Here is a 26,635-nt window from a genome sequence, read left to right as displayed (position 1 = left end):
CAAGGAGTGGAGAACCAGCTATCTGCGGCTGGTGAGCGCTCCGGGTGTTTCCCGGTCTGTGCATGGGATTCGGCACCGTCCCGGGAATGGTTTGGACCGGTTCTCCCTCGTTACCGTTCCGTTATGCAACAGGCCTGACCGTCGTGTGCCCCGGACGTGCGGCAGCGGTGGTCTGGATTGCTCTGCGAGGATCGGGCGACGCAAGGGGGAGCAGGTGCAGACGAGATGGGTCATCGCCGTCGCGGTCGTGGCGGCCCTGGTGGGAGGCGGGATGTGGGTCGGTGTCGCAGCCTCGGATGACGGTGGTGTCCGCCGCATCGCCGACCGGATCGCGGTGCCGTCGGGATGGGAACTCCAGGACGAGGAACTGACCCGCGGGGCCGGACTCTGCCTGCAGCTGTCCGGGTTCGGGCATCCGTGTCCGTCGGTGACGAGGACGTACCTGGCCCCGCCGACCCTCGACGACGCCGCCTTCCGCGGCATCCTCGGTCGCTCCGATCTGCGGCTCCGACAGACCGGCCCGTGTGCCCCTGCCGATGGTGCCGGTCTCGAGCTGACGTGCGGCGCAGAGGGCTCCGATGGGCGCTTCACCGTGGGGGTGTCGTACACGACCCCGCGAGTCGGGTCGGCGGTTGGGTCCTTGCGGGTGTCGGTGGCACTCCGGACCCGGCCGCGGTGAGCTCGCTCGATCGCGGGCTCGTCCCCCTTCTCCAGAACCACGTGACGGACACAGCACCGCGGATCGCCGCGGTGCTGTGTCCGTTTCGTGGTTCGGAGCGGGACATGCCGTGCTGGACACCTCGATTGCAACGTTGTAGCGTCGTGGCGATCCCTGGTACCAACTCAAGGAAGAGCCATGACCACGACCTCCCCGACGCCCCGCCCCGAGTACCCCCGGCCGCAGTGCACCCGCGAGCGGTGGATGAACCTCAACGGCCGGTGGGGCTTCGACTTCGACCCGGGTGACTCGGGCTTCGAGCGCGGCCTGTCGTCTCCCGATGCCGAGCTGTCGCGGGAGATCACGGTGCCGTTCGCGCCGGAGTCCACGCTCTCGGGCATCGGCGACGTCGACTTCCACCACGCGGTCTGGTACCGCCGGCAGGTCACGGTCCCCGGTGAGTGGGACGGCCGCGTCCTGCTGCACTTCGGCGCGGTCGACCACGACGCGACCGTGTGGGTGGGCGGTCACGAGGTCGGTCGGCACCGCGGCGGGTTCACGAGCTTCACGTTCGACCTCACCGCCCGCGCCGGGGTCCGCGCCGGCGACACGGTCACCCTGACGGTCCGTGCCCGTGACTCGAAGGACGCACCGCAGGCACGCGGGAAGCAGTCCACCGAGTACGCGAACCACGACGCCGACTACACCCGGACGACGGGCATCTGGCAGACGGTCTGGCTCGAGCCGGTCCCCGAGATCGCCATCCTCCGTCCGCGGATCACGCCGGACCTCGAGGGCGAGCAGTTCGCGATCGAGGTCCCGCTGAACACCGGACTCGCGGGCGGACGCGTGCGCGTCGTCCTCTCCGACGACCGGGGCGAGATCGGCACCCACGAGGTCCGTGCCGACCTCACCCTGACGCCGCGTGCCACCGTCCGCATCCCTGTCGACCGGGTGCGCGTGTGGTCGATCGAGGACCCGTTCCTCTACGACGTGCGCATCGAGCTCCTCGACTCGGCAGGCGAGCTCGTCGACTCCGTCGGCAGCTACGCCGGGCTCCGAAGCGTCGCGATCGTCGGTCGGTCGGTGTTGATCAACGGCGAGACGGTCTTCCAGCGGCTCGTGCTCGACCAGGGGCTCTACGCCGACGGACTCCTCACCGCGCCGTCGGACGCTGCGCTCGTGCACGACATCGAGCTCAGCATGCAGGCCGGGTTCAACGGTGCGCGCCTGCACCAGAAGGTCTTCGAAGAGCGGTTCCTGTACCACGCCGACCGACTGGGCTACCTCGTGTGGGGCGAGTTCGGGGACTGGGGATGCAAGACGACCGGCCCGAGCGACGACCGGCAGCAGCCCGACGCCAGCTACGTCGCCGAGTGGCTCGAAGCGCTCGACCGCGACTACTCACACCCCGCCATCATCGGGTGGTGCCCGCTCAACGAGACGCGTCAGCACATCTCCGACCGGATCACCGTCCTCGACGACGTCACCCGCGCGATGTTCCTCGCCACGAAGGCGATGGACACGACCCGTCCGGTGCTCGACGCGTCGGGCTACGCGCACCGCGTGTTCGAGACCGACGTCTACGACTCGCACAACTACGACCAGGACCCGGCCACGTTCAGCGCGACGCTCGGGATGCTCGATCCCACGACGCGGACGGCGTTCACCAACACCGAGGACGACGGCGACCGCCACGTGGAGGGCGCTCGCCCGTGGAGCCTGCCGTACAACGGTCAGCCCTACTTCTGCAGCGAGTTCGGCGGCATCTGGTGGAACGCCGAGGCCGCTGCGGCCGCCGATGCCCCTGAGCAATCAGGCACGACGTCGTGGGGCTACGGGGAGCGGGTCCGCTCCCTCGACGAGTTCTACGCCCGCTTCGAGGGGCTCGTGACCGCGCTCCTCGGCAACGAGCACATGTTCGGGTACTGCTACACGCAGCTCACCGACGTGTTCCAGGAGCAGAACGGCGTGTACGACTTCGCCCGCGGACAGAAGTTCGACATCGAACGCCTCCACGAGATCCAGACCCGGCTCGCCGCAATCGAGGCAGCTGCTCGTCCCTGAACCGCCCCGACCGGCAGGCGTGTGCAGCCACGTCTGTCACTACAACGATGTACCACTTCACGAAGGAGTGAACCCGAATGTCCCCCCTCTCCCGCCGGCAGTTGCTGGTCGGCGGCGCATCGATCCTCGGCGGCGCGGTGCTCGCCGGCGGCCTCACCGGCTGCGCGACCGGATCGACCGCCGCCTCCGGCGCCGACCGACTCCAGTTCTGGCACCTGCTGACCGGCGGTGACGGGGCGAAGATGGCCGACCTCGTCAAACGTGCCGACGCAGCGACCGGAGTCGCCGCCCAGCAGACGGTCCTCGCCTGGGGAACGCCCTACTACACGAAGCTCGCGATGGCGAGCGTCGGGGGCCGTGCGCCGGACCTCGCGATCATGCACGCGAGCCGCCTCGAGGGCTACGCGCCCGGTGGTCTCCTCGACACGTGGGACGACGACCTGCTCGCCGAGTTCGGCATCCGTGAGTCGGACTACCCCGCGGCTGTCTGGAAGAAGACCTTCGTCGACGGGAAGCACTACGCGGTGGCCCTCGACGCCCACCCGTTCGTGCAGTTCTACAACACGGACATCCTCGACAAGGCCGGGGCGCTCGGCAGCGACGGCCGTATCGTGGACATCTCGAGCCCGGAGCAGTTGCTCGAGGTCGGTCGTGCGATCAAGGGGGTCACGAAGACCCACGGCATCTCGTACGGGTACCTCAACGACGGCGCCAACCTGTGGCGGATGCTCTACACGCTCTACCGGCAGCAGGGTGCCACGATGGTGTTCACGCCGGGCAAGAAGGCCGAGTACGAGAAGGACGCGGCGATGGCCGCGCTCGACTTCATGAAGAAGATGCTCGACGGCGACATCGCGGCGAACGCGGCCGACGGTGGCACCGCCCTCGCCGAGTTCGTCTCGAAGAAGTCCGGGATCATGTTCACCGGCGTCTGGGACACCCCGTCGATGAAGGACGCGAAGCTCCCGTTCGACGCCCGGCCGATCCCGACGATGTACTCCGAGCCAGCGGCCTACGCCGACTCGCACACCTTCGTGCTCCCGCACCAGAACGTCGTCGACGAGCAGAAGCGCCGTGACGCGCACGAGTTCGTCGCCGCGATCGTCAAGCGGTCGCTCAGTTGGGCGCAGGCGGGGCACATCCCGGCGTACAACCCGGTCACCGACAGCGCCGAGTACAAGAAGCTGCTGCCCCAGGCGCACTACGCGGGCGCCGCGGACATCGCGAACTACGACCCGCAGGCGTGGTTCACCGGCGCCGGCAGCGACTTCCAGACCGCGGTCGGGAACGCGTTGCAGGGCGTGCTGCTCGGCCAGACCAAGCCCGAAGCCGGATGGGACCAGCTGATGGGCGTCGTGAACAAGAAGCTCTCCGAGCCGAACCCGGCCGGCTGACGGACGAAGGAGTCCAGAACATCGTGGCATCAGCAACCGCAGGTCCGACCCCGCACGCAGTCAGTGCCGGGGAGCGCGACGCGTCCCGTGCCAGGGGCCGGACCGTCAAGCGCAAGCGCGACAACCGCGCGGGGTGGGCGTTCGTCGCCCCCTTCGTCGTGTTCTTCGTCGCGTTCCTCGTCGTCCCCATCGTCTGGGGCCTCTACCTCAGCTTCACCGCCACCAGCCTCACCGGTGCCGGCAACCACCTCGTCGGCTTCGCGAACTACTTCGAGGCCTTCGGGGATGCCGACATGTGGCGCTCGATGGGCAACACCGTCTGGTTCACCGTCCTGTCGACGATCCCGCTCGTGGTCGTCGCCCTCGCGATGGCGCTCCTGGTGAACACCGGCCTGCCGGGACAGTGGCTCTGGCGACTGTCCTTCTTCATGCCGTACCTGCTCGCGTCGACCGTCGTCTCGCAGATCTTCCTGTGGCTGTTCAACCCGCAACTCGGGCTGTTCAACCATCTGTCGACCTCGATCGGACTCCCGGCGAGCAACTGGCTCAACGACCAGAACATCGCGATGTACGCCGTCGTCGGCACCACGGTCTGGTGGACCGTCGGTTTCAACTTCCTGCTGTACCTGGCCGCCCTGCAGAACATCCCGGAGTCGCAGTACGAAGCGGCGTCGCTGGACGGAGCCGGCACCTGGCGGAAGCTCTGGTCGATCACGCTCCCGCAGCTGCGCGGCACGACCGGACTCATCGTCGTCCTGCAGATCCTGGCGTCCCTCAAGGTGTTCGACCAGATCTACCAGATGACCACCGGCGGACCGAACGGCTCCACCCGGCCGATCGTCGAGTACATCTTCGAGTCCGGGTTCACCGGGTACCGCTTCGGCTACTCGTCCGCGATCTCGTACATCTTCTTCGCGATGATCGTCATCATCTCGATCGCACAGTTCACCGCCGGGCGTCGTGGTGACGCCATCGCCCGTGCCGATCGGGCCGACGCGCGTCGCAAGCGCGCCGCCGTCCGTGCCGCCACGAAGGGACAGGCAGCATGAGCACCGCCACCATCGACCCGCAGTCGCTCCAGACGAGCACCCCCACGACGACCGTCCGGGTCAGGACCACGAAGCACCACGGGCCGAAGTGGGGGCCCGCACGTATCGGTGCGCTCGTCGTCCTGATCGTGCTGGCGGTTAGCTGGCTGCTGCCGATCCTCTGGGCGATCGACACCTCGCTGAAGTCCGAGACCGACGCTGCGGCCGCGCAGCAGTCCTGGATCCCGGCCGGTGGCTTCACGATCGATGCCTACGTCAAGGTGCTGACCCAGGGGCAGATCCCGGTCTGGATCTGGAACTCGCTGTTCACGTCCGTCGTCGTCACCCTCGTCACCGTGATCCTGTCGACGCTGGCGGCGTACGCGTTCAGCCGCCTCGACTTCTCCGGTCGGAAGTGGCTCTACGCCGCGATCATCGGCTCGATCATGGTGCCGCCGCAGGTGCTGATCATCCCGCTGTTCTACGAGATGCTGGCGATGAACCTCGTCGACACCTACCTCGGCATCATCCTGCCGCAGGTGATCGCGCCGGCCATGGTGTTCATCCTCAAGCAGTTCTTCGACCAGATCCCGGTCGAGCTCGAGGAAGCGGCGCGCGTCGACGGAGCCGGGCGCCTCCGGGTGTTCTTCACGATCGTGCTGCCCCTGTCGCGACCGATCCTGGCCGCCGTGGCGATCTTCGTGTTCATCGGGGCGTGGAACAACTTCCTCTGGCCGTTCCTCGTGACGAACCAGGCGAACCTGATGACGCTGCCCGTGGGGCTGCAGACCGTGAAGAGCGCGTTCGGCATCCAGTACGCACAGAACATGGCGACGGCGATGCTCGCGGCTGCGCCGCTCATCATCGTGTTCCTGTTCTTCCAGCGGCAGATCATCAAGGGCATCGCGACCACCGGATTCGGTGGGCAGTGACGTCCTGAACCGGCTTCACGACGGACGGGAGGCTCCCCACCGGTCACGGCCGACCCGCCGCTGGCGCGTCGGTCCGGAACCGGCCGGTGTGGGCCCAGGGGCCAGCTGGCACCGTGCCTCCCGTCCGTCTCGCTCAGCGCACCATGAGCACGATCCGGCCGAAGACGCTCCCGGCGTCCATCCGTCGGTGCGCGTCGACGACGGCGTCGAGCGGCAGGAAGGCCTCGACGACCGGCGTCGGTCCTCCGGCGCCGGCAGTGGCGAGGAGTGCGGCGCGGGCGTCGTTGCGCTCGGCACGAGGCACGGTGTCGAGACTGAACGTCGCGAACGAGAGCGACCGCTGGAACAGTCGCATGAGCGTCATGCCGAAGTCGGCCGGCGGGTAGCCGCCCACCACCCCGATCGAGACCGCGCGCCCGTTCGCCGCGAGCAGCTCGAGGAACGACGGCAGGTCGGGGCCCCCGACGACGTCGATCAGGACGTCGAAGGCCGACGGAGCCGGGCCGTCGTCCAGGGGGTGGCCGGAGCGGTCGAGGACGTGGGTGGCACCGAGGTCCAGCAGTCGCCGGCCCCGTTCGGGCGACGACGTGGTGACCGCGATGGTCGTGGCGCCGGCCTGCGCGGCGAGCTGGACGGCCGCGATCCCGAGGCTGCCGCCCGCGCCACGGACCAGGACCGATTCGCCTGCCGTCAGACGTGCGTGCCGGAGCGCGAAGTGCGCGACCGTCGCGGCGCTGCCGACCGCGACCGCATCGACGGCGGACAGGTCGTCCGGGAGTACCGAGACGTCCTCGAGCCGGGCCACGGCCAGCTCGGCGTACGCCCCGCTGGTGCCCGTGAAGCCCCACACCCGTCGGCCGATCCATGCGCCGTCGACGCCGTGGCCGACCGCGGTGACGGTCCCCGCGACCTCGCTGCCCGGGATCATCCCGACCGGGAACGAGCTCCCGAGGGTCCCGCGGCGGATCACCGCGTCGACCCCGCCGACCCCGATCGCCTCGACCTCGATCAGCACCGAGCCGGTTCCGGCGACGGGGTCCGGGTGCTCCGAGACGACGAGGCCCTCCGCCGGCCCGTACTCCTCGATCGACACTGCGCGCACGACGTCCTCCTCATGTTCTGCCGGCACCAGTCGGTCGGCGCGATCGACGGTAGTGGACGCGGGCGTCCACTTCCGTAGAGTGAGAGACGTGCCTGCCCCGATGCCTCACTTGCGCTCCGACGCGCTCGACAACCGCGACCGCCTGCTCGACGCGGCCAGGACGCTGTTCGACGAGGTCGGTCTCGGGGTGACGATGCGCGAGGTCGCACGACGCGCTGGAGTGGGGCCGGCGACGCTGTACCGACGGTTCCCGACGAAACAGGACCTGGTCGGCGCGGCGTTCGCCGAGGAGCTCCGGGAGTGCCGTGCGATCGTCGAACGCGGGGCGGCCGACCCGGATCCGTGGCGTGGGCTCCGGTCCGTGGTCGTCGACTCGAGCGAGCTGAACGCGAGGAACCACGCGTTCGTCGAGGCGTTCACGAACGACTTCCCCGACGCCGTCGACTTCGCTCGCCACCGGGCCGAACTGCTGCGGATCCTCGCGGGCCTCGCGCGACGGGCGCAGGCGGCCGGTGCGCTCCGCGTGGACTTCGTCCTCGACGACCTCGTCCTGGTGCTGCTCGCCGGACGGGGTGTGTCGCGCGCGCCAGCTGCGCAGCGGCTCGCGGCGGCGCGGCGCTTCGCCGTCATCGCGGTCGACGGCCTCCGCGCGGCGACCAGCTGACGGACGGGAGGCTCCCCACCAACCGGCCACGAGCCTCCCGTCCGTCAGTGGGTGGAGTGAGCCGGTCCGCGCAGCCGGCCGATGCCGGTCACGACCGTGACCACGACCAGGCCGAGGGCCAGGCCGGCCACGGCCGACAGCGCGGTGTCGACGGTCCAGGTGACGACCGGGCCGGCGGCCTCGATCGCGTGCTCGACGGCGTGCAGGACGTCGAGCGGGCCGTGCCAGAAGGTCTCGGCGAGGTTCGCGATCACCAGGTGACCACCCACCCACAGCATGGCGACGGTGCCGACGATGCTGATCACGCGGAAGACGGCCGGCATCGCGGCGACGATCCTGGCGCCGAGTCGCCGGGTGCGACGGGCCGGGCTCTTCATCATCTGGAGGCCGACGTCGTCGACCTTCACGAGCAGCGCGACGGCACCGTAGACGACCCCCGTCATCGCGAGGGCGATCACCGCGAGCGCGCCGAGCGTCGCCCAGAACCCGAGGCCGGTGTCGAGGCTCGCCAGAGCGATGAGCATGATCTCGGTGCTCAGGATGAGGTCGGTCCGGATCGCGCCGAACACCAGCTTGGGCTCGGTCGTCGTCTCCGCGGCACCGCTCTCGTGGTGGAAGCCGAACCACTCCATGACCTTCTCGGCGCCCTCGAAGCACAGGTACGTGCCGCCGAGGACGAGCAGCCACGGCAGCACCCACGGGGCGAACGCCGTGAGCAGGAGCGCCAGGGGGATGATGATGACGAACTTGTTGAAGAGGCTGCCGAGGGCGATCCGCCCGACGACCGGCAGTTCGCGCGCTGGTTCGAGGCCCTGCACGTACTGCGGGGTCACCGCGGCGTCGTCGATCACGACGCCGGCGGTCTTCGCGCTGGCCTTGAGGGCGGCCGACAGGATGTCGTCGACGACGGCGAGCAGGCCGACTGACATGCGTGGTCCTCCTGGGGATCGTGGCTGTCGGGACGCTCAGACTACTGGCGTTCGCGCACTCCCAGCGACCGCACGGGATCAGCACTGTCGGAGAGTCGGTTCAACAGTGTTGAATTCGAGTGCCACCAAGCAACGACGCTCGTCGACCGACCGGGCCGGACCTGTGGTGGTGACGAAGGGAAACGCACATGTCCGCACCGCTCACCGGCTCCTCCACCGTCGGCACGTGGCTCGACGACCCCACCGGGGGAGCCCTGCTCCGCGACCTGCTCGCGCCGGCCGGCCTCGACCCGGAGGTCCTGACGCCCGCCCGCGGCATGGCGCTGAACCAGCTCGTCGTGCTGTCCGGCGGGCAGCTGCCGCAATCGGCCGTCGACGACCTCGTCCGGGCTGCGAACGGTGGTGAGATGCCTGAATCCACCGAGGACGCGGGCTGGACCGAGCAGGTCACCGCAGGCCGGTTCGCGGGCAAGACCGTCGTCGTGACCGGCGCAGCGTCCGGGATCGGGCGCGCGACCGCCTCCCGCATCGTCCGCGAAGGTGGCCGGGTCGTCGCCGTCGACGTCTCAGTCGACCGCCTCGCGGAGTTCGCGGCCAGCACGGGCGGCGGTGCATCGGCCGCCGGCGGCGCGGTCGTCACCGTCACCGGGGACATCACGAAGCAGGAGGACATCGACGCGATCGTCGCCGCCGCTGGAGACCGGATCGACGCGCTCGCCAACGTCGCCGGCATCAACGACGACTTCTCGCCCCTCCACGAGACCTCCGACGCCACGTGGGACCGGGTCATCGGCATCAACCTCACCGGCGGGTTCAAGCTCTCGCGGGCGGTCCTGCCCGTGATGCTCGCCGCCGGGAAGGGCGCGATCGTGAACGTCGCCTCCGAGGCCGGGCTCCGCGGGAACGCGTCGGGCAACGCCTACACGGTGTCGAAGCACGGCGTGATCGGCCTGACCAGGAGCGCCGCGTTCATGTACGCGCAGCAGGGCATCCGGGTGAACGCAGTGGCCCCCGGCGGTGTCGCGACGGGCATCCCGATGCCGGCGCACGTGTCGGAGGTCGGTGCGGCACGCCTCGGCCCGTTCCAGGCGGCGATCCCCTCGCTCGCCACGGCGGAGCAGCTGGCCGCGTCGATCACGTTCCTGCTGAGCGACGACGCCGTGAACATCAACGGCGCGGTCCTCGCCTCCGACGGCGGCTGGTCCGTCCAGTAGCCCAGACGCGACTCACGCGGGGTCGATCAGCTCCTGCAAGAGCCGGCCGTACTTCGCGACGACCTGGTCGTGGTCGGCGGCGAGCAGCGTCTCGTCGCCGACCACCCAGAGCGCGTAGAGCAGCCCGCCGACCAGGCCGGCGGCGAGCGACGCGCGGAGGTCCGCGTCGGCGCCGATCAGTCGAGCCCGGAGCGGTCCCACGAAGGCGAGCTCGTGCTGCCGACGGAGCTCCTCGTTGATGCTGTCCGAGTCCGCCGCGCGCAGCATCGCGAGGAAGGTCGAGCGCACCTGGGGCCCGGCGTCGAGCACGAACCGGATGAAGCGTTCCCCGAGCGAGTCGAGTGGACCCTCCGAGATCGGGTGCTGCGGCCCGACGGACTCCAGGACGGCCAGGAACAGGCCGTCCTTCGAGCCGAAGTGGTGGATCACGAGTGCCGCGTCGGCGTCGGCCGCGCGGCCGATGTCGCGGAGTGACGTCCCCGCGTAGCCCCGGTCCACGAACAGCGTCGAGGCCGCGGCCAGGATGGCCGCCCGCTTGGTGGTCCGCGCATCCGTCACGTCGCGAGCATAGCCAGCCACGTCGCGGACGGGAGGTTCGGTGCGGGCCGGCACCGTGCCTCCCGTACGTCGGGTGCTCACGTTCCCCGCTGCTGGTCGCGTTCCCGCTCGCGCTCTGCGATGCGCTCGGCCGCGCGCTCGAGGCGACGGGCTTCGGTCCGCCGGTCCTCGCGCCGGACCCAGCGGATCGCCGCGGTCAGGAGCGGGACGAACACCGCCGCCCCGACGACGAGGACGATCGTCCACGTCCGGGCGTCGTCGACGAGCGCGGTGCGGATCCGGTCGCTGCGGACGCGAGGCTCGTCCGGGTGCGCCGGGTCGACCATCAGTTGGACGCGTTGCCCGACCCGGTAGACGCCTGCCTCGTCCGCGGAGTCGTTGTCCAGGCGCGTCGACGTGGTCACGCCGTCGATGCGGGTCCTGACGGTCGGGGTGTACTCGGTCCAGTCCGGGTCGCCGACGTGCCGCGTCTCGCGGATGTCGGTGACCAGAGCGGAGACGGTCCGGCCCTCGTCGCGCAGCTGGGTGTCGTGGTGCAGCGCGACGTACTTGCCGGGGGTCGCGAACAGTGCGCAGAAGACCGTCAGCCCGCTCGCGAGGATGAGCAGTCCGGCCAGCAGGAACCAGGCCAGGAGCGCGAGCCCCTTGCGGTCCTCGCGCGGCATCGTCCTGATCCACGTCCAGGCGCTGCGGGTGCGGTCGAACGGCCGTCGCCTGGCGCGTGGCCCCACGTGCGTCATCGGTGTTCCCCCCTCTCTGCGAGGATATCGGTGACCACGAGGGGGAACGGTGGCCGGACGACACGGGTACTCGAAGACGGGGCTGGAGAACCGCCGCCGGGAGTGGGTGCGTCAGCACCCGCGGCGTGCCTGGGTGTGGTGGTGGCTCACGTTCCTGCTGGTCTTCGTGCCGCTGCTGTCCGTGCCGGTGTTCGTCTTCGGCCTGCCGGTCTACGACCGCACGCATCCCGTCACGCTCGACTGCGCGGTGGACGGGGCGGCCGTCGGCATCACGACCGGCCGGTACTCGCACTCGCCGTTCGTGCGGTTTTCCTCGCCGGACTGCGGCGACCTCACGCTGTTCCGCGGTGTCACGCGGGACAACCAGGACGACATCGCGGCCGACGTCGAGCAGGGCAAGCGCTACCGGGTCACCGTGGGTGGCGGGTCGTACGAGTTGCGTGCGTTCATCCGCGTGCTGAAGCTCCGGCCGGAGATCGTGCGGTACGAGCGGATCGACTGAGGCTCAGTCGCGCAGCAGTGCCGCGACCGCCTCGACGACGACCGTGCGGCGCCGCGCGACGTCGACGTCACGCATCAGCGCGCCGTACTCGGGGGTGCTGCCGCTCCAGAACGCGGCGGTGTGGATCACGAGGCCGAGCAGCTCCGTCGCGGTGAAGCGGGTCGGGAGTCTGCCGTCCCGCTGTGCTCCTTCGATCGCCGCGACCTTGCCGGCGTTGCTCCTGGCGGCCGCCTCGATGACGCTGTCCTCGCCCCGCTCGAGCCGGTACCACGTCGCGAGACGCTGCACCCACGGGCGTCGGAGGTACGAGTCGTGCAGCCGCCCCGCGTACTCGGGGAGGTCGTCCGCGTCGATCTGCACCTCGTCGAGCGTCGCCGCGACCATGTCGTCGAACACCGCGTCGAACAGCAGCTCCTTGCTGCCGAAGTAGTGGTAGATCTGCGCCTTGTTGCTCGACGCGACCGCAGCGATGCGGTCGACGCGGGCACCGGCGATCCCGACGGCGGCGAACTCGTCGCGCGCGGCGAGCAGGAGTCGGGAGCGGGTCGCCTCGGCGTCACGGGGCATCGGCGATGTCATGCGGTGAGGCTATCAACCACCTGGTTGACAACGCTGCGTTCCGGGTGTTTCATCAATGCTAACCAACCAGTTAGTCAGAAGATCGCCATGACCGTCTTCCTCATCACCGGCGCCTCGCGCGGCCTCGGCCGCGCCGTGGTCACCGCCGCGCTCGCCGCGGGGCACCAGGTCGTCGCCGGCGTCCGCGATCCCGCGGCGCTGGATGACCTCACCGACCCGGCGCTCGTCCCCGTCGCGCTCGACGTCACCGATCCGGCGGCTGCCGAACGGGCCGTCGCCACCGCCGTCGATCGCTTCGGGCGACTCGATGTCGTCGTGAACAACGCCGGGTACGCCAACATGGGCAGCATCGAGGACGTCGACCCCGACGACTTCCGTGCCCAGGTCGAGACGAACCTGTTCGGTGTGGTGAACGTCACCCGCGCGGCCCTGCCGGTCACGCGCGAACAGGGGAGTGGAAACATCGTCCAGGTGTCCTCCGTCGGCGGCCGGCTCGCGACGCCGGGGCTCGCCGCCTACCAGTCGGCGAAGTGGGCCGTCGGCGGGTTCTCGTCGGTCCTCGCGGCCGAGGTCGCACCGCTCGGCATCCACGTCACGGTGCTCGAGCCGGGTGGGATGCGGACCGACTGGGCCGGGTCGTCGATGCGGGTCGACCCCGTGCGGCCCGCGTACGAACCCACCGTCGGGGCGGTCATCCGCGCGCACGGATCCGGGCTGATCGGTGCGAGCGACCCGGCGAAGGTGGCGGACCTGGTACTGCGCGTGGCCGCGATGGACGAGCCGCCGCTCCGGTTGCTCGTCGGGCCGGACGCTTGGCCGCTCGCCACCGCGGCCGGCAGAGACCTGCTCGCCGAGGATGAGCGGTGGCGCGACCTCAGCCTGTCGACCGCCGCCGACGACGTGCACGAGGGGCAGCTCGACCCGCTCGCGAACGCTTGATCGAGCTGTGGGGGTGTACAGGCTGATCCGTTTTTAGGTTAGGCTTACCTTGCCCGGCGGTCGCGACCCGATCCGCGGTCGCGCGCCGGAACCAACCGCCCCACGACACTGTGCGCGCTCGACCGCGCCCAGGAAGGACCTCCCGTGCGCCCGCTCCGCCCCCTCGCCATCGTCGCAGCCGCGGCAGCAGTCATGCTGACCGCCGCGTGCAGCTCCACGCCGTCCACCGACAGCACCGCAGCAGCCGAATCCGACGGCGCGTTCCCGGTCACGATCGAGCACGCGCTCGGCACGACGACCATCGACGCGAAGCCGAAGCGGGTCGCGACAGTGCAGTGGGAGAACCAGGAGGTGCCGCTCGCACTCGGTGTCGTTCCGGTCGGCATGGCGGCGGCGAACTTCGGCGACGACGACGGCGACGGAGTGCTCCCGTGGGTCACGGAGAAGCTCGAGGAGCTCGACGCGAAGACCCCGGTGCTGTTCGACGAGACGGACGGCATCGACTTCGAGGCCGTCGCCGACACGGAGCCCGACGTCATCCTGGCGCCGTACTCAGGCCTCACCGAGGACGACTACGAGACCCTCAGCGAGATCGCGCCGACCGTGGCATTCCCCGAGGCGGCGTGGGCGACGAACTGGCGCGAGTCGATCGAGCTGAGCGCGAAGGCGCTCGGCCTGGCGGACGAGGGCGACCAGCTCGTCGACGACATCGAGGGCGAGATCGACGCCGCCGTCGCCGAGTACCCGCAGCTGGCGGGCAAGAAGACGATGTTCCTGACCCACGTCGACGAGAGCGACCTCAGCAAGGTCAGCTTCTACACGACGAAGGACACCCGAGCGCTCTTCTTCCAGGACCTCGGGCTCGACGCCCCGAAGTCCATCGCCGAGGCGTCCAAGGGCAAGGAGTTCTCCAAGACGATCAGCGCCGAGAAGGTCGACACCTTCGACGACGTCGACGTCATCGTGACCTACGGCGACGACTCCCTCGTGCAGACGCTCGAGTCCGACCCGCTGCTGTCGAAGATGCCGGCCGTGGCGAACAAGGCGATCGTGGCGCTGCCCTCGAGCGACCCGATCGGCACAGCGGCGAACCCGACGCCCCTCGCGATCTCGTGGGTCCTCGACGACTACGTGAAGATGCTGGCGGACGCCGCCGACAAGGCATAGGTGGCAGTCGTCCGCGCCGACTGGCCCCGCGCACGGCCGAGGAAGCGGCCGGTGTGGCTCGTGCTGAGCCTCGCCGTGCTGGCGGCGCTGGTCCTGCTGTCCGTGACGGTCGGCGCCCGCGCCGTCAGCGCGGACGAGGTGTTCGCCGGGCTGACCGGCAACGCGCGCACCGTGGGGGAGGCCGCGGTGGGGGTGCGTCTGCCACGTACCGTGCTCGCGGTGGTGATCGGAGCCTCCCTCGCGTTGGCCGGGACCGTCATGCAGGGCGTGACCCGCAACCCGCTCGCCGACCCGGGGATCCTCGGCGTCAACACCGGAGCATCGCTCGCGGTGGTGACCGGCATGGCGTGGTTCGGCCTGTCCGCCGCGGTCAGCACCATGTGGGTCGCGGTGGCGGGAGCCGCGGTCGCCGCCGTGTTCGTCTACGTCGTCGGCTCGCTCGGTCGCGGGGGCGCGACTCCGCTCAAGCTCGCACTCGCGGGAGCCGCGTCCTCTGCGGCGTTCGCGTCCCTGGTGACCGCGGTGTCCCTGCCGCGCGGCGACATCGCCGAGGGCGTCCGGTCGTGGCAGATCGGCGGCGTCGGTGGTGCGACGTTCGACCGCATCGTGCAGGTGCTGCCGTTCCTGGTCGTCGGCGCGCTGCTCTGCGCCGCCACCGCCAAGGGGCTCAACACGCTCGCGCTCGGTGACGAACTCGCCGCCGGCCTGGGGGAGCGGGTCGCGATCACCCGTGCCGTCGCCGCGACCGGCGCGGTGCTCCTCTGCGGTGCCGCCACGGCGGTCGCCGGACCGATCGGGTTCGTCGGGCTCGTCGTCCCGCACGCGTACCGGTTGCTCGTCGGGACCGACCACCGGTGGTTGCTGCCGTTCTCGGCGGTGGGCGGCGCGGTGCTGCTCGTCGCGGCGGACGTCGTCGGACGGGTGATCGCCCGCCCGGAGGAGATCGACGTCGGCATCGTGACGGCGATCGTCGGCGCCCCGGTGTTCATCGCGATCATCCGTCGGAAGAAGGTGCGGACACTGTGAGCGTCTCGGTCCCCACCGCTGGTGTCGTCCGCGCGGTGCGTCGTCGCCGCGCGGCCCGAGCCGGCGTCGTCATCGGTGCGCTCGTCGCGCTCGTGCTGGTCGCGTTCACGGCCTCGCTCGTCGTCGGCGAACGCTGGTACCCCCTCGACGACGTCGTGCGCGTGGTCGCCGGGCAGGACGTCCCCGGCGCCTCGTTCACCGTCGGCCGGCTCCGCCTACCTCGTGCCGCGATGGGCGCGGTCACCGGGTTCTCGTTCGGGCTCGCCGGTGTCGCGATCCAGACCATGCTCCGCAACCCGCTCGCGAGCCCCGACGTGATCGGCATCAGCTCCGGCGCGAGCGCTGCAGCCGCGTTCGCGATCGTCACGCTCGGTCTCGGCGGGACCGCCGTCTCGGCATTCGCGATCGTCGCGGCCCTCGGCGTCGCGGTCGCCGTCTACCTGCTGTCGTACCGCGGCGGTGTCGCGGGCACACGGCTCATCCTGATCGGCATCGGCGTGGCAGCGATGCTCGAGTCCGTCACGGCGTACGTGCTGTCGCGCGCGGCACAGTGGGACCTGCAGGAGGCGACGCGGTGGCTGACCGGCAGTCTCAACGGCGCCGATTGGGAGGCCGTGGTGCCGTCCGCCGTCGCCCTCGCGATCCTGGGACCCGTGCTCCTCGGACAGGGACGGAACCTCGGCGCGCTGCGGTTGGGCGACGACGCGGCGTCCGCCCAGGGCGTCCGCGTCGAGCGGACCCGGGTGCTCGTGATCGTCGCCGCCGTCGGGCTGGTCGCGTTCGCCACCGCGGCGTCGGGGCCGATCGCGTTCGTCGCGTTCCTGTCCGGGCCGATCGCCGGGCGCCTCGTCGGAGCCGGGACGTCACCGCTCGTGCCCGCCGGGCTCGTCGGTGCCGCGCTGGTGCTCGTCGCGGACCTGGTCGGCCAGAACGCCCTGGGCGTCCGCTACCCGGTCGGCGTCGTCACCGGCGTGCTCGGCTCGCCGTACCTCGTGTACCTCATCATCCGCACCAACCGCAGGGGGACCTCGCTGTGACCACCGCCCACGAGCTCCGGACCACGTCCCTGACGCTGGGGTACGACGACCGCATCGTGATCGATGACCTGTCGCTCGACGTGCCCGCCGGCCGGATCACCGCGATCGTCGGGGCGAACGCCTGCGGCAAGTCGACGCTGCTCCGGTCGATGTCGCGGCTGCTGCGGCCGTCAGGCGGCCAGGTGCTGCTCGACGGCCGAGCCGTTCACGACACCCCCGCGCGCGAGCTCGCCCGGACGCTCGGGCTGCTCCCGCAGTCGCCGATCGTGCCGGAGGGGATCACCGTTGCCGACCTCGTCGGCCGCGGGCGACACCCGCACCAGCGGGCGTTCCAGCGCTGGAGCCGGGCGGACGACGAGGCCGTCGGCGCGGCACTCGACGTCACCGGCACCGCGGCGTTGGCTGATCGGGACGTCGACGAGCTGTCCGGCGGGCAGCGCCAGCGCGTCTGGATCGCCATGGCGCTCGCACAGGAGACCGACGTGCTCCTGCTCGACGAGCCCACGACCTACCTGGATGTCGCGCACCAGGTGGAGGTGCTCGATCTGCTCCGCGACCTCAACCTGCGGAACGGCACCACGATCGTCATGGTGCTGCACGACCTGAACCTGGCTGCCCGGTACTCCGACCACCTCGTCGCGCTCGCCCGCGGGACCGTCGCCGCTGCCGGTGCGCCCGTCCACGTGCTCACCGAGGAGACCGTGCGCACGGTGTTCGGACTCGACAGCGTCATCACGACGGACCCGGTTTCGGGCTCCCCGCTGATGGTGCCGATCGGGCGGCACCACTCGGCTCCTCGGTCCTGATCGCTACCAGCCCATCGTCCCCGGTTCGCCCTTGAAGGGGCCGACCACCCGGGACGTGATCCAGCCGCCGTAGAAGTCGCCCGCCTGTGCGCGGACCCGCTCGCCGGCGACCTCGCAGGAGTCCATCCGGGACGGGTACACCGCCACCCGGTCGAGCAGCTCGGCGTACCCGGGCTCCGGCGACGGGTAGGTCCATCCGGCGCGGGGGACGGTCGTGTCGCCGCCGTGCACGTCGAAGTACGCCGCGCGGCCCTTGTACTCGCACATGCTCGAGCCGGTCGTGCGGGTCAGGGCGCCGTCCGCGAAGTCGGTCACGGGAACGTAGTACACCGGCGGGTGACTCGTCTCGAGGACGCGCACGGCACTCGTGGTGTCCGCGACGACCGCGCCGCCGAGCCTGATGACGACCCGGTCGGACACGGGTTCGACCCTCGGTGGACGCGGGTAGTCCCAGACGGACTCCTGGCCGGGGCCCGGCGTGATCGGGGTGGGGTGCTGCATGACTCGGTGTCCTTCCCAGCGTCGGACGAGAACGCCACCGACGATACCCCTGGCGCCAACGCGCTCTGGTGCGTCCGCGAGCATCGTCGTAGGCTGGCCGCACAGCTGCCCCAGACCCCGGCCGCCGTACCAGTTCTGCCTGCCCCGACGCTCGTCGGTGCGTCAGGACCGGCCGCCGAGGGCCCCTGATCCGCTCTCGGTCGGTCGACTCCGTGGTGACACCGGGGCGACGCACTCCCCACCGCACCACGGCAGGTCGCACCGTGTCGACGGCGACACTGGATGCGACCGGGTCGGCGGAGTCTCGTACCCGACGAGGCCCCGCCGACCTCTCCGGACCGAGTCTCGCGCTCAGCGACAGATCACGGCGTGGACCGCGCGAGGACTGTCGCCCAGCGCGAAACTCGGGCCGACGGGCCGACGGGCCGACGGGCCGACGGGCCGGCGTCCCGCGTCAGTCGAGGCAGAACTCGTTGCCCTCGACGTCCTGCATCACCAGGCACGACTCGTTCTCGTCGTCGGCCGGCAGCAACCGCACGCGCGTCGCCCCTCGCTCGACCAGGCGGGCCGCTTCGGCCTCGAGCACCGCGAGCCGTTCCTCGCCGACCAGCCCGGTGCCGACCCGCACGTCGAGGTGCACGCGGTTCTTCACGACCTTGCCCTCTGGCACCCGCTGGAAGTACAGCCGCGGGCCGACGCCGTTCGGGTCGCTCGCGGAGTCCTCGTCGGCGACGTACCCGAGCACGTCGGCCCAGAAGCGCGCGACGCGCGCCGGATCGGCGCAGTCGACGGTGACCTGGATCTCGCGGACGCTCGCCATCGCCTCACCCTGGCCAGCAGCCGGACGGGAGGCTCGTGGCGGCGCGGCCACGAGCCTCCCGTCCGCCCCGTGGCCGGGATCCGGGCCGCGCGACGACAGATGTGTGACCGTTGCGGGCATGCCCGCGAAATGGGGGTGTACATTGCGGCTTTCCGCACCTGAATGATTCTCCGCTTCTGTGAGAATGTGTACATGACGACACCCGAGTCGCCTCTGGGTGGCCAGTACCAAGCCCCCGTTGCGAACCCCAATCAGCCCTACCTTCCCGGTCAGCCTGGACCTCAGCGACCGCTTCCAGGCCCGAAGGGTCTGGCGCTCGCGGCGTTGCTCGTCGGCATCGCGGCGTTCCTCTTCGGCCTCATTCCCGTGTTCGGCGCGATCGTCGGCATCGTCGCGATCGTTCTCGCCGTGCTCGCACTGCGAGGGAAGCAGCCGAAGGGGCTCGCGGTGACCGGGCTCGTTCTCGGGGCGGTTGCGGTGTTGTCATCGATCGGAGTGACCCTCGGGATCGGCGCGGCGGTCGACCAGGCGTCGAACAAGCCTGCTGTGGCCGTGACCGAGGAGGCAGCTCCTCGGAACGATGAATCCGCAGCACCTGCGGCCGCTGCGACGACCGCACCGGAGCCGGAGGAGACGACGGCGCCCAAGGCGGATGTCCCCGCAGTCCCAGCGGACTTCGCATCTGCACTCATCAAGGCGGGTAGCTATGCGCATGACATGAACATGAGCAAAGCGGGGATCTACGACCAACTGACCTCGGAGTACGGCGAGAAGTTCTCGGCTGAAGCCGCGCAGTACGCGATCGACAACGTGCAGGCGGACTGGAACGCCAACGCGCTTGCGAAGGCGAAGTCCTATCAGGCGGATATGGCGATGTCGCCCGAGGCGATCCGTGATCAGCTGACGAGCTCATACGGCGAGAAGTTCACCCCTGAAGAAGCGGACTTCGCCATCCAGCACCTGAACGACTGAGCAACGGGACCGGGCAGGAGCGTCCAGCGCAACGAAAAACACCCCGCACCACGGATATCCGTGGCGCGGGGTGTTCTTCGTTGTGCGGCGACGAACAGTACAAGCGCAGCCGCACACAGCGGGCACGGGCCGTCAGCCGCCCGTCATGTGCGCGACGGTCCGCATGGCGGTGGCGAAGATCGTGAGCACCGGGTTGACGCCGCCGTTCGTCACGTGCACGGAGCCGTCCGTGACGCGGAGGTTGTCGTGTCCCCAGACCCGTCCGTACTCGTCGACGACCGAGTTCGTCGGGTCGGACCCCATGCGGAGCGTGCCGGCCTGGTGCTGCCCGCCGGACGGTCCGGTGGGGGTACCGCCGACCTCGACGGCCGTCGTGGCTCCGGCCGCACGGAGCCACGACGCGGCCAGCGCGCTCGTCGCGTCACGGGCACGGAGGTCCTCGGCGTGCACGGAGCCACTCAGCCGGGCGACCGGGATCCCGTGCCGGTCGACGACCCGGTCGTCCACGCGGACGCGGGAGTCGGCTGAGGTGACCTCCTGGATGGGGCCCATCAGCCGCATGGTCCGGCGGACGAGGTGCCGCATGCCGTCCGTCGACCCCCGGCCGGTGCGCGGCAGGAGCCCCGCGCCGACGAGGTACCGGTAGGTGTTCGACGGGGTCGCGACGAACTCGTTCGCGATCATCCCGCCGCCGACGATGCCGGCGTTGCCGTGCCGGCGGTCGGTGGTCGCGATCGAGGGTCCTGGCCCGACGAGGTCCTCGACGACGTCGTCGAACACCCCCGTCGCGCCGCCGTAGACGTGTCCCTGCAGGTGTCGCCCGACGAGGTCGTTGCCGTTGCCGATGCCGTTCGGCTCCCGGTCGCTCCGGCTGTTCAGCAGCAGGCGTGCGGACTCGATCGCACCGGCGGCGACGACGACCTCGGCGGCGTCGACGTCCTGCTGCCAGGGCTTCCCGTCGACCGTGCCGACGAGGGTGACGCCGACGACCCGTCCCCCCGCGTCGGTGCGGAGTCGGGCCGCCCGGGTCTCGAGGACGATCTGTGCCCGGCCGGTCGCGAAGGCCCGGGGCAGCATCGTGTTCTGCGAGCCGTTCTTCGCGTCGACGGGGCAGGCGAACCCGACGCACATCCCGCAGTTCGCGCAGGCCCCACGCCCGAGCCACGGCGTGCTGTTCACGAGGAGCGGGACGTGCACCGTCCCCAGACCGAGGTCCGTCGCGGCCGCCGCGAGTCGTTCGCGCGACGGCCCGGACCGCACCGGCGGCATCGGGAGCGGTCGGGAGCGGTGTCCGGACCAGCGGCCGTCGTCGGGCCCGCCGCTCACGCCGAGCTCCCACTCGGCACGCGTGTAGAACGGCTCGAGGTCGTCGTAGCCGATCGGCCAGTCCGCCAGCGCGCTGCCGTCCGGGACGCCGTACGTCGTCGCCATCCGGAAGTCGAGCGGCGCGAACCGCCAGGCCTGCGCACCGTAGACGCGGGTGCCGCCGCCAGCTGTGAACGCGTTGTTGTTCCACCCGGGGTCGGCGGGGCTGATGGGCAGGCGGGTGCGCCCGTCGTCCGCGACGCGGAGGTCGAGCGGGTCGGTCGGGCCGGACAGCGGCGCCAGACCCCAGTCGGAGCGGGGGTTCCGCAGGTGGTCGCGGGCGAGCGTCGCGGTGTCCGGCCACGCGCCCGCCTCGACCACGAGGACGCGCCGACCGGCCTCCGCCAAGCCGCACGCCGCGACGCCGCCGCCGGCACCCGAGCCGACGACGACGGCGTCGTACCGGGGTTCCAGCTCGGACGGGTGCACCGTCACCGGCCGGTCCGTCGGCACTGGGACGGGGAGGGGCCACCCGTCGAGGGGCTCCGGCTGCCAGTCCACCGCGGGCCACGACGCCGGATCGGCCCAGTGCCCACCGGCGACGAGCTCGGCGAACCAGTCCCAGTCGGTGCTCGCCGACCCGTGCTCGGCGACGTCGCGGAACCGCGCTGCCCACTCCGGGCGTTCCGGGAGCAGCGAACGGAGGAAGTCGACGCCGGCTGCCGAGGAGCCGGGGACCACCTCGTCCACGCGCTCCTGAAGTCGTGTCGCGGTTGCGTCGTCGAGCTGGGGATCCGGCACCGGGACTCCTTCGTCGTGGCGGTGATCGCCCTGTACGTCTACCACGGACGCGGCATGGGGTGTACTTTTTGAACGTGTTCGAAAATGATGACGCGCCGCTCCCCAAACGTGAACGCACCCGCGCCGCCATCCGCGCGGTCGCGATCCGGTCGCTGCGCGAGAAGGGCTACGACGCCACGACGATGCGGGGGATCGCCGAGGAGGCCGGGCTGTCGGTCGGCAACGCGTACTACCACTTCCCGACGAAGGACCACCTCGTCCAGGAGCTCTACGTGGACGTGCAGCACGAGCACGGAGCGGCCGCGCTCCCGCTGCTCGACACCACGGACGACCTCACAGCGCGCATCGGCATCGTCCTGCGCACCGGGCTCACGAACCTCGCCGGCTACCACGCGATCGCGCCGCAGTTCCTCGCCGCGGCGGTCGCACCGAACTCGCCGATCAATCCGCTCGCGGCGGAGTCGTCCGAGGCACGCGACCTCGTGCTCGACCTCTTCACGCAGGCCGTCGGCGGCGCCAGACAGCAGCTTCCGGGGCGCCTGGCCGAGGACCTCCCCTCGGCGCTGTGGATGGGGTACCTCCTGCTGGCGCTGTTCTGGACGTACGACACCTCCGACGCGCAGGCCCGGACGCACCGGCTCGTGGACGCCATGCTCCGTGTGCTCCGGTTCGCGCTCCCGATGCTCCGGATCCGGCCGTTCCGCGCCACCGTGACCGAGATCGTCGGCATCGTCGCGGGACGTGCGGCATGACCGGGGCGGCAAACCCGACGTGGTCGGACAGCTGGTGGCTCGTGCTCCGCGCGCTCGGGTGGCTGCTCGGCGTGACCCTCCCCGTCACCGTCGTGCTCGCGCTGTCGATCCCCGGTGCGCTTGAGGGGTGGGGGATGCAGCCCCAACCGTGGTGGCAGGCGATCGTCAACGTACTGCTGTGGATGCTCATGGTCGTCGCCCTGTCGTCGTTGCCCGCGGTGCTCGCAGCCGTCGTCGCGTGGCCGTTCACGATGCTGCTCGGACGGGCGATGCGCTCGGTGCGGTCCCGGACGCTGCACGTCGTCGCGACGTCGGCGCTCGCCGGGGTCCTCGCCGCGCTCCCGCTCGCGTTCCTGCCGGCGTACGTCCTGTTCGTCCCGATGTCGATCGCGGCGGGTGCTGCCGCCGCCCTCGCGCGGAACGGCGAGTTCCGTCGCGCCGACCGCCTGGCCGCGGCCGCCGCCGCAGCCGCACACGAGACCGACGAGACCGAGAGTGCGCCTGCTGGCTCATCCTGACCAGCGCCGCACACCGCGGCGAGGAGCGTGAGGGCCGCACGGCGACGACGTCGTGCACGAGGAGGACCCATGTACTTCCACGCTCAGACCTGGATCAACGAGATCCCCGCCGGAGACCCGGACCCCGCTGCCGCGAACGCACTGCAGGAGGGCCTCGGCGGTCAGTTCGGTGAGATGCGCACGATGATGCAGTACCTCTTCCAGGCGATGAACTTCCGCGGCCCGGCCGCGAAGCCGTACCGCGACCTCATCCAGGGGGTCGGGACCGAGGAGATCAGCCACGTCGAACTCATCGGGACGACGATCTCCCGGCTGCTCGACGGCGCACCCGGCTACTCGGGCAAGCTGACCGACCCGCTGGACACCCCGGGAGCGACGGGCGCGACGCCGCTGAACATCGCCCTCGACACCGGCAACATCCACCACTACCTCGTCGGTGCCCAGGGCGCGCTGCCGGTGGACGCCGCCGGCAACCCCTGGAGCGGCAGCTACGTCTACAACTCCGGCAACCTGCCGCTCGACCTGCTCTACAACCTGATGCTCGAGTCGACGGGGCGCCTGCAGAAGTGCCGCATCTACGAGATGACGGACAACCCGACCGCGCGCGCCACGCTCGCGTACCTGATCGTCCGCGACCAGGCCCACGAGAACGCCTACGCGAAGGCGCTCGAGTCGCTCGGCGTCGCGTGGAACTCCCTGCTGCCGATCCCGAAGACGAACGCCGAGCGGTTCCCGGAGGTCAAGACACTCGTCGACCTGGGCCTGCAGAGCAAGCAGTACAGCTTCGACCTCGACGGGGCGTCGGAGGCGGCGAAGATCTTCCGCGGGGCGTCGCCGTCCGGCGACGGCACCGACCTGGTGGCGGACGAGCAGGCGCCGAAGGGCGTGCCGTCCTTCATCGCCGACGAGCGGCTCGAGGAGTTCGCGCCGGGACTCGACGCCGACCTGCTGGCCCTCATCCAGCAGACGGCGGAGCTGGAACTCGACCAGGCCGAGACCAGCCTGTACGGCCCGGTGAGCTGACCGGAGACGGACGGGAGGCTCGTGGCGACACCGCCACGAGCCTCCCGTCCGTCATCTGCTCGCGCTGGTCGTGGTCCTCCCCGCTAGGTTTGGCCACATGACGAAGCGCGTGATGATCGTGGTCCGGCTGGTGCTCGCCGTGGCCGTCCTCGTCGCACAGGTCGCGCAGCTCAGCGTGTCGATCCGCCTCGACCTCGGCATCGTCAACTTCTTCTCGTACTTCACGAACCTCAGCAACACGATCGCCGCGGTGGTCTTCATCGTCGGCGCGGTCCGGCTCGCCCGCGGGGTGCCGGACACCCGCACGTGGAGCATCGTCCGGTTCTGCTCCGTCGTGAACATGGTCTTCGTCGGCCTGGTCTTCAACACCCTGCTCGCCGGCCTGGACCTCGGTCCGCTCATCCCGTGGGTGAACGTCACGCTGCACATGGTGATGCCCGCGATCGTCCTGATCGACTGGCTCGTGCTCCCGCCGACGGTCCGACTCGCGTGGCGGGACGCCTGGATCGGCCTCGTCTTCCCGGTCGTCTACAGCGTGTACTCGCTCATCCGCGGGCCGATCACCGGCTTCTACCCGTACCCCTTCTACAACCCGGCGGCGGTCGGCGGGGTCGGCGGACTGGTGCTGTACCTGCTCGCCCTGATCCTCGCGCTGGCCGTCCTGTCGGTCCTGCTGCTCGGGCTCGGGCGGATCACCGGTCGATACCGGAGCCGCGAACCGGGTACCGTACCAGGATGAGCTCCGAGACGACCAGCACCACCGAACCCACCGACGAGGGGCCCGTGGTGACGTTCGCCGACCTGGGGCTCAGCGACAACGTCCTCAAGGCCGTCAAGGAGATCGGGTACGAGACCCCCTCCGCGATCCAGGCCGCCACCATCCCGACGCTGCTCGAGGGGCGCGACGTCGTCGGCCTCGCGCAGACCGGTACCGGCAAGACCGCGGCCTTCGCGCTGCCCGTCCTGTCCCGCATGGAGTCGGGCTCGAAGCTGCCGCAGGCACTCGTGCTGTCCCCGACGCGCGAGCTCGCCCTGCAGGTCTGCGAGGCGTTCGAGCAGTACGCGTCGCACATGCGCGGCGTGCACGTCCTCCCGGTCTACGGCGGCCAGGCGTACGGCGTCCAGCTCTCCGCGCTCCGCCGTGGCGTCGACGTGGTCGTCGGCACGCCCGGGCGCATCATGGACCACATCGCCAAGGGCACGCTCGACCTGTCCGAGCTGAAGTACCTGGTGCTCGACGAGGCCGACGAGATGCTCAAGATGGGCTTCGCCGAGGACGTCGAGACGATCCTCGCCGAGACCCCGGACACCAAGCAGGTCGCGCTGTTCTCCGCGACGATGCCCGCGCAGATCCGGCGCATCTCGAAGCAGTACCTGAACGACCCGGCGGAGATCACCGTCAAGGCGAAGACGACCACGTCCGCCAACACGACGCAGCGCTACCTCATCGTGTCGTACGCGCAGAAGGTCGACGCGCTCACCCGCATCCTCGAGGTCGAGGACTTCGAGGGCCTCATCATCTTCGTGCGCACGAAGAGCGAGACCGAGAACCTCGCCGAGAAGCTCCGCGCCCGCGGGTACGCCGCGGCCGCGATCAGCGGTGACGTCGCGCAGGCCCAGCGCGAGCGCACCGTGAACCAGCTGAAGTCCGGCAAGCTCGACATCCTCGTCGCGACCGACGTCGCCGCCCGTGGCCTCGACGTCGACCGCATCACCCACGTGGTGAACTTCGACATCCCCGTCGACACCGAGTCCTACGTGCACCGCATCGGCCGCACCGGTCGTGCCGGCCGCAGCGGTGCCGCGATCAGCTTCGTCACGCCGCGTGAGCGCCGCCTGCTCACCGCGATCGAGAAGGCCACGCGCCAGCCGCTGACCGAGATGACGCTCCCGAGCATCGAGGACGTCAACGTCACCCGCCTGACGCGCTTCGACGACGCCATCACGGCAGCGCTCGAGTCCCGCAGCCGCATCGAGGCGTTCCGCGACATCATCGCCCACTACGTCGAGCACCACGACGTGCCGGAGCAGGACGTCGCCGCAGCACTCGCCGTCGTCGCGCAGGGAGACACCCCGCTGCTGCTCGACCCGGCCGAGGACGCCCTCCGGCGCCAGGTCGAGCGCGACCAGCGTCGCGACGAGCGCAAGGGCCGCGAGCGCGAGGCGGACGGCGGCGACCGTCGCCGTCGCTCGGTCCCGATGACCCCGTACCGCATCGAGGTCGGCCGGCGTCACCGCGTCGAGCCGCGCCAGATCGTCGGTGCCCTCGCGAACGAGGGCGGCCTGCGCCGCGACGACTTCGGCGCGATCCGCATCCAGCCCGACTTCTCCATCGTCGAGCTCCCGACGGACATGCCGGGCGACGTGATCGACAAGCTCAGCGAGACCCGGATCAGCGGCCGGCTCATCGAGATCAAGCCGGACCGTCGTGGCGGCGGTGGCGGGTACCGCCGCGGACCGCGTGACGACCGTGACGACCGCCGCGATCGCGACGACCGTCCGGCGCGCAAGCCCCGCTACTAGACCCCACCGATCACGGACTGGAGGCACTGCGCACGACGTGCGCAGTGCCTCCAGTCCGTGTCGTGGTTGCGGGAGTCC

27 protein-coding genes are annotated in these 26,635 nt (G+C 70.6%); 19 read left to right on the top strand and 8 right to left on the bottom strand.

The window, feature by feature from the left end:
• Positions 1–214: 214 nt before the first annotated feature.
• From ACO0E1_RS18255 to ACO0E1_RS18235, 5 genes are all read left to right on the top strand, one after another.
• Positions 215–679: a hypothetical protein gene (locus ACO0E1_RS18255; RefSeq protein WP_422875464.1), complete on the top strand. Its 465-nt coding sequence runs from the start codon at positions 215–217 to the stop codon at positions 677–679.
• 177 nt (positions 680–856) lie between these two features.
• Complete coding sequence (locus tag ACO0E1_RS18250) at positions 857–2,725, top strand: glycoside hydrolase family 2 protein (RefSeq protein ID WP_422875463.1); 1,869 nt, start codon at positions 857–859, stop codon at positions 2,723–2,725.
• A gap of 77 nt (positions 2,726–2,802) precedes the next feature.
• Entirely contained in the window at positions 2,803–4,119 is a 1,317-nt protein-coding gene (locus tag ACO0E1_RS18245) for an extracellular solute-binding protein (RefSeq protein ID WP_422875462.1), read from the top strand.
• 23 nt (positions 4,120–4,142) lie between these two features.
• The gene (locus tag ACO0E1_RS18240; protein WP_422875461.1) at positions 4,143–5,168 is read left to right on the top strand and encodes a carbohydrate ABC transporter permease; all 1,026 of its coding nucleotides are present in this window, start codon (positions 4,143–4,145) and stop codon (positions 5,166–5,168) included.
• The gene (locus ACO0E1_RS18235) at positions 5,165–6,079 is read left to right on the top strand and encodes a carbohydrate ABC transporter permease (protein WP_281267019.1); all 915 of its coding nucleotides are present in this window, start codon (positions 5,165–5,167) and stop codon (positions 6,077–6,079) included. The genes ACO0E1_RS18240 and ACO0E1_RS18235 overlap by 4 nt, the downstream gene beginning before the upstream one ends.
• A 133-nt stretch (positions 6,080–6,212) precedes the next feature.
• Here the strand turns inward: ACO0E1_RS18235 and ACO0E1_RS18230 are convergent, their stop codons facing one another.
• Positions 6,213–7,181 (bottom strand): zinc-binding dehydrogenase, encoded by a 969-nt coding sequence (locus tag ACO0E1_RS18230; RefSeq protein WP_422875460.1) that lies wholly within the window; start codon positions 7,179–7,181, stop codon positions 6,213–6,215.
• A gap of 88 nt (positions 7,182–7,269) precedes the next feature.
• On the opposite strand from ACO0E1_RS18230, the gene ACO0E1_RS18225 reads away from it, so the two are divergent.
• Complete coding sequence (locus tag ACO0E1_RS18225; protein ID WP_422875459.1) at positions 7,270–7,845, top strand: TetR/AcrR family transcriptional regulator; 576 nt, start codon at positions 7,270–7,272, stop codon at positions 7,843–7,845.
• A gap of 44 nt (positions 7,846–7,889) precedes the next feature.
• Here ACO0E1_RS18225 and ACO0E1_RS18220 read toward each other — a convergent pair whose 3' ends face one another.
• On the bottom strand, positions 7,890–8,774 hold the full coding sequence (locus ACO0E1_RS18220; protein WP_422875458.1) for a DUF808 domain-containing protein: 885 nt from the start codon (positions 8,772–8,774) through the stop codon (positions 7,890–7,892).
• 188 nt (positions 8,775–8,962) lie between these two features.
• Here ACO0E1_RS18220 and ACO0E1_RS18215 point away from each other — a divergent pair, with 188 nt between their 5' ends.
• Complete coding sequence (locus tag ACO0E1_RS18215) at positions 8,963–9,988, top strand: SDR family NAD(P)-dependent oxidoreductase (protein ID WP_422875457.1); 1,026 nt, start codon at positions 8,963–8,965, stop codon at positions 9,986–9,988.
• Between the two features lie 12 nt (positions 9,989–10,000).
• Here the strand turns inward: ACO0E1_RS18215 and ACO0E1_RS18210 are convergent, their stop codons facing one another.
• Complete coding sequence (locus ACO0E1_RS18210) at positions 10,001–10,546, bottom strand: TetR/AcrR family transcriptional regulator (protein ID WP_422875456.1); 546 nt, start codon at positions 10,544–10,546, stop codon at positions 10,001–10,003.
• Between the two features lie 77 nt (positions 10,547–10,623).
• A complete protein-coding gene (locus tag ACO0E1_RS18205) occupies positions 10,624–11,286 on the bottom strand; it encodes a DUF3592 domain-containing protein (protein WP_422875455.1) in 663 nt (220 codons plus the stop codon).
• Between the two features lie 49 nt (positions 11,287–11,335).
• Between ACO0E1_RS18205 and ACO0E1_RS18200 the strand changes: the two genes are divergently transcribed.
• On the top strand, positions 11,336–11,788 hold the full coding sequence (locus tag ACO0E1_RS18200; RefSeq protein WP_422875454.1) for a hypothetical protein: 453 nt from the start codon (positions 11,336–11,338) through the stop codon (positions 11,786–11,788).
• Between the two features lie 3 nt (positions 11,789–11,791).
• Here ACO0E1_RS18200 and ACO0E1_RS18195 read toward each other — a convergent pair whose 3' ends face one another.
• Positions 11,792–12,367, bottom strand: coding sequence for a TetR/AcrR family transcriptional regulator (locus tag ACO0E1_RS18195; RefSeq protein WP_422875453.1), 576 nt, complete (start codon positions 12,365–12,367; stop codon positions 11,792–11,794).
• Positions 12,368–12,454: 87 nt separating this feature from the next.
• On the opposite strand from ACO0E1_RS18195, the gene ACO0E1_RS18190 reads away from it, so the two are divergent.
• The 5 genes from ACO0E1_RS18190 to ACO0E1_RS18170 all read left to right on the top strand — a co-directional run bounded on the left by ACO0E1_RS18190 (position 12,455) and on the right by ACO0E1_RS18170 (position 17,342).
• Positions 12,455–13,306 carry an SDR family NAD(P)-dependent oxidoreductase gene (locus ACO0E1_RS18190; RefSeq protein WP_422875452.1) on the top strand — a complete coding sequence of 284 codons (852 nt, stop codon included), beginning with the start codon at positions 12,455–12,457 and terminating at the stop codon, positions 13,304–13,306.
• Positions 13,307–13,450: 144 nt separating this feature from the next.
• Positions 13,451–14,473, top strand: a complete 1,023-nt coding sequence (locus tag ACO0E1_RS18185) for an iron-siderophore ABC transporter substrate-binding protein (protein ID WP_422875451.1) — start codon at positions 13,451–13,453, stop codon at positions 14,471–14,473.
• Positions 14,474–15,499, top strand: coding sequence for a FecCD family ABC transporter permease (locus tag ACO0E1_RS18180; RefSeq protein WP_422875450.1), 1,026 nt, complete (start codon positions 14,474–14,476; stop codon positions 15,497–15,499). It begins immediately after the preceding gene.
• Positions 15,496–16,536 (top strand): FecCD family ABC transporter permease, encoded by a 1,041-nt coding sequence (locus ACO0E1_RS18175; protein WP_422875449.1) that lies wholly within the window; start codon positions 15,496–15,498, stop codon positions 16,534–16,536. The genes ACO0E1_RS18180 and ACO0E1_RS18175 overlap by 4 nt, the downstream gene beginning before the upstream one ends.
• Entirely contained in the window at positions 16,533–17,342 is an 810-nt protein-coding gene (locus tag ACO0E1_RS18170; RefSeq protein WP_422875448.1) for an ABC transporter ATP-binding protein, read from the top strand. The genes ACO0E1_RS18175 and ACO0E1_RS18170 overlap by 4 nt, the downstream gene beginning before the upstream one ends.
• Positions 17,343–17,345: 3 nt before the next feature.
• On the opposite strand, the gene ACO0E1_RS18165 is transcribed toward ACO0E1_RS18170, so the two are convergent.
• Together ACO0E1_RS18165 and ACO0E1_RS18160 are read right to left on the bottom strand one after the other, a co-directional pair.
• Entirely contained in the window at positions 17,346–17,843 is a 498-nt protein-coding gene (locus ACO0E1_RS18165; protein WP_422875447.1) for a DUF427 domain-containing protein, read from the bottom strand.
• Positions 17,844–18,297: 454 nt separating this feature from the next.
• Positions 18,298–18,663 (bottom strand): VOC family protein, encoded by a 366-nt coding sequence (locus ACO0E1_RS18160; protein WP_422875446.1) that lies wholly within the window; start codon positions 18,661–18,663, stop codon positions 18,298–18,300.
• Positions 18,664–18,855: 192 nt separating this feature from the next.
• On the opposite strand from ACO0E1_RS18160, the gene ACO0E1_RS18155 reads away from it, so the two are divergent.
• The gene (locus ACO0E1_RS18155; protein ID WP_422875445.1) at positions 18,856–19,635 is read left to right on the top strand and encodes an Ltp family lipoprotein; all 780 of its coding nucleotides are present in this window, start codon (positions 18,856–18,858) and stop codon (positions 19,633–19,635) included.
• A gap of 132 nt (positions 19,636–19,767) precedes the next feature.
• On the opposite strand, the gene ACO0E1_RS18150 is transcribed toward ACO0E1_RS18155, so the two are convergent.
• Entirely contained in the window at positions 19,768–21,741 is a 1,974-nt protein-coding gene (locus tag ACO0E1_RS18150; protein WP_422875444.1) for a GMC oxidoreductase, read from the bottom strand.
• A gap of 74 nt (positions 21,742–21,815) precedes the next feature.
• On the opposite strand from ACO0E1_RS18150, the gene ACO0E1_RS18145 reads away from it, so the two are divergent.
• The 5 genes from ACO0E1_RS18145 (at position 21,816) to ACO0E1_RS18125 (ending at position 26,557) form a co-directional block, all read left to right on the top strand.
• The gene (locus tag ACO0E1_RS18145; RefSeq protein ID WP_422875443.1) at positions 21,816–22,493 is read left to right on the top strand and encodes a TetR/AcrR family transcriptional regulator; all 678 of its coding nucleotides are present in this window, start codon (positions 21,816–21,818) and stop codon (positions 22,491–22,493) included.
• A complete protein-coding gene (locus ACO0E1_RS18140) occupies positions 22,490–23,011 on the top strand; it encodes a hypothetical protein (protein WP_422875442.1) in 522 nt (173 codons plus the stop codon). Before ACO0E1_RS18145 ends, ACO0E1_RS18140 begins: the two co-directional genes overlap by 4 nt.
• A 69-nt stretch (positions 23,012–23,080) precedes the next feature.
• On the top strand, positions 23,081–24,034 hold the full coding sequence (locus tag ACO0E1_RS18135; protein WP_422875441.1) for a manganese catalase family protein: 954 nt from the start codon (positions 23,081–23,083) through the stop codon (positions 24,032–24,034).
• Positions 24,035–24,131: 97 nt separating this feature from the next.
• Entirely contained in the window at positions 24,132–24,773 is a 642-nt protein-coding gene (locus ACO0E1_RS18130; RefSeq protein WP_422875440.1) for a Pr6Pr family membrane protein, read from the top strand.
• Positions 24,770–26,557, top strand: coding sequence for a DEAD/DEAH box helicase (locus tag ACO0E1_RS18125; RefSeq protein WP_422875439.1), 1,788 nt, complete (start codon positions 24,770–24,772; stop codon positions 26,555–26,557). The genes ACO0E1_RS18130 and ACO0E1_RS18125 overlap by 4 nt, the downstream gene beginning before the upstream one ends.
• Positions 26,558–26,635 lie beyond the last annotated feature (78 nt).

The organism is Curtobacterium guangdongense, from assembly GCF_049341845.1.
GTDB classification, from domain to species: domain Bacteria; phylum Actinomycetota; class Actinomycetes; order Actinomycetales; family Microbacteriaceae; genus Curtobacterium; species Curtobacterium guangdongense.
Note: the sequence above shows the minus strand (reverse complement) of the source record. Positions and strands in the feature narration are given on the sequence as shown.

Bases quoted from the DNA above. Each gene is read 5' to 3' on its own strand.
- ACO0E1_RS18220 (WP_422875458.1), bottom strand. From the start codon at position 8,774: ATGTCAGTCGGCCTGCTCGCCGTCGTCGACGACATCCTGTCGGCCGCC.
- ACO0E1_RS18205 (WP_422875455.1), bottom strand. From the start codon at position 11,286: ATGACGCACGTGGGGCCACGCGCCAGGCGACGGCCGTTCGACCGCACC.
- ACO0E1_RS18130 (WP_422875440.1), top strand. From the start codon at position 24,132: ATGACGAAGCGCGTGATGATCGTGGTCCGGCTGGTGCTCGCCGTGGCC.
- ACO0E1_RS18155 (WP_422875445.1), top strand. From the start codon at position 18,856: ATGACGACACCCGAGTCGCCTCTGGGTGGCCAGTACCAAGCCCCCGTT.
- ACO0E1_RS18215 (WP_422875457.1), top strand. From the start codon at position 8,963: ATGTCCGCACCGCTCACCGGCTCCTCCACCGTCGGCACGTGGCTCGAC.
- ACO0E1_RS18250 (WP_422875463.1), top strand. From the start codon at position 857: ATGACCACGACCTCCCCGACGCCCCGCCCCGAGTACCCCCGGCCGCAG.
- ACO0E1_RS18245 (WP_422875462.1), top strand. From the start codon at position 2,803: ATGTCCCCCCTCTCCCGCCGGCAGTTGCTGGTCGGCGGCGCATCGATC.
- ACO0E1_RS18140 (WP_422875442.1), top strand. From the start codon at position 22,490: ATGACCGGGGCGGCAAACCCGACGTGGTCGGACAGCTGGTGGCTCGTG.
- ACO0E1_RS18195 (WP_422875453.1), bottom strand. From the start codon at position 12,367: ATGACATCGCCGATGCCCCGTGACGCCGAGGCGACCCGCTCCCGACTC.
- ACO0E1_RS18235 (WP_281267019.1), top strand. From the start codon at position 5,165: ATGAGCACCGCCACCATCGACCCGCAGTCGCTCCAGACGAGCACCCCC.
- ACO0E1_RS18125 (WP_422875439.1), top strand. From the start codon at position 24,770: ATGAGCTCCGAGACGACCAGCACCACCGAACCCACCGACGAGGGGCCC.
- ACO0E1_RS18190 (WP_422875452.1), top strand. From the start codon at position 12,455: ATGACCGTCTTCCTCATCACCGGCGCCTCGCGCGGCCTCGGCCGCGCC.
- ACO0E1_RS18160 (WP_422875446.1), bottom strand. From the start codon at position 18,663: ATGGCGAGCGTCCGCGAGATCCAGGTCACCGTCGACTGCGCCGATCCG.
- ACO0E1_RS18165 (WP_422875447.1), bottom strand. From the start codon at position 17,843: ATGCAGCACCCCACCCCGATCACGCCGGGCCCCGGCCAGGAGTCCGTC.
- ACO0E1_RS18135 (WP_422875441.1), top strand. From the start codon at position 23,081: ATGTACTTCCACGCTCAGACCTGGATCAACGAGATCCCCGCCGGAGAC.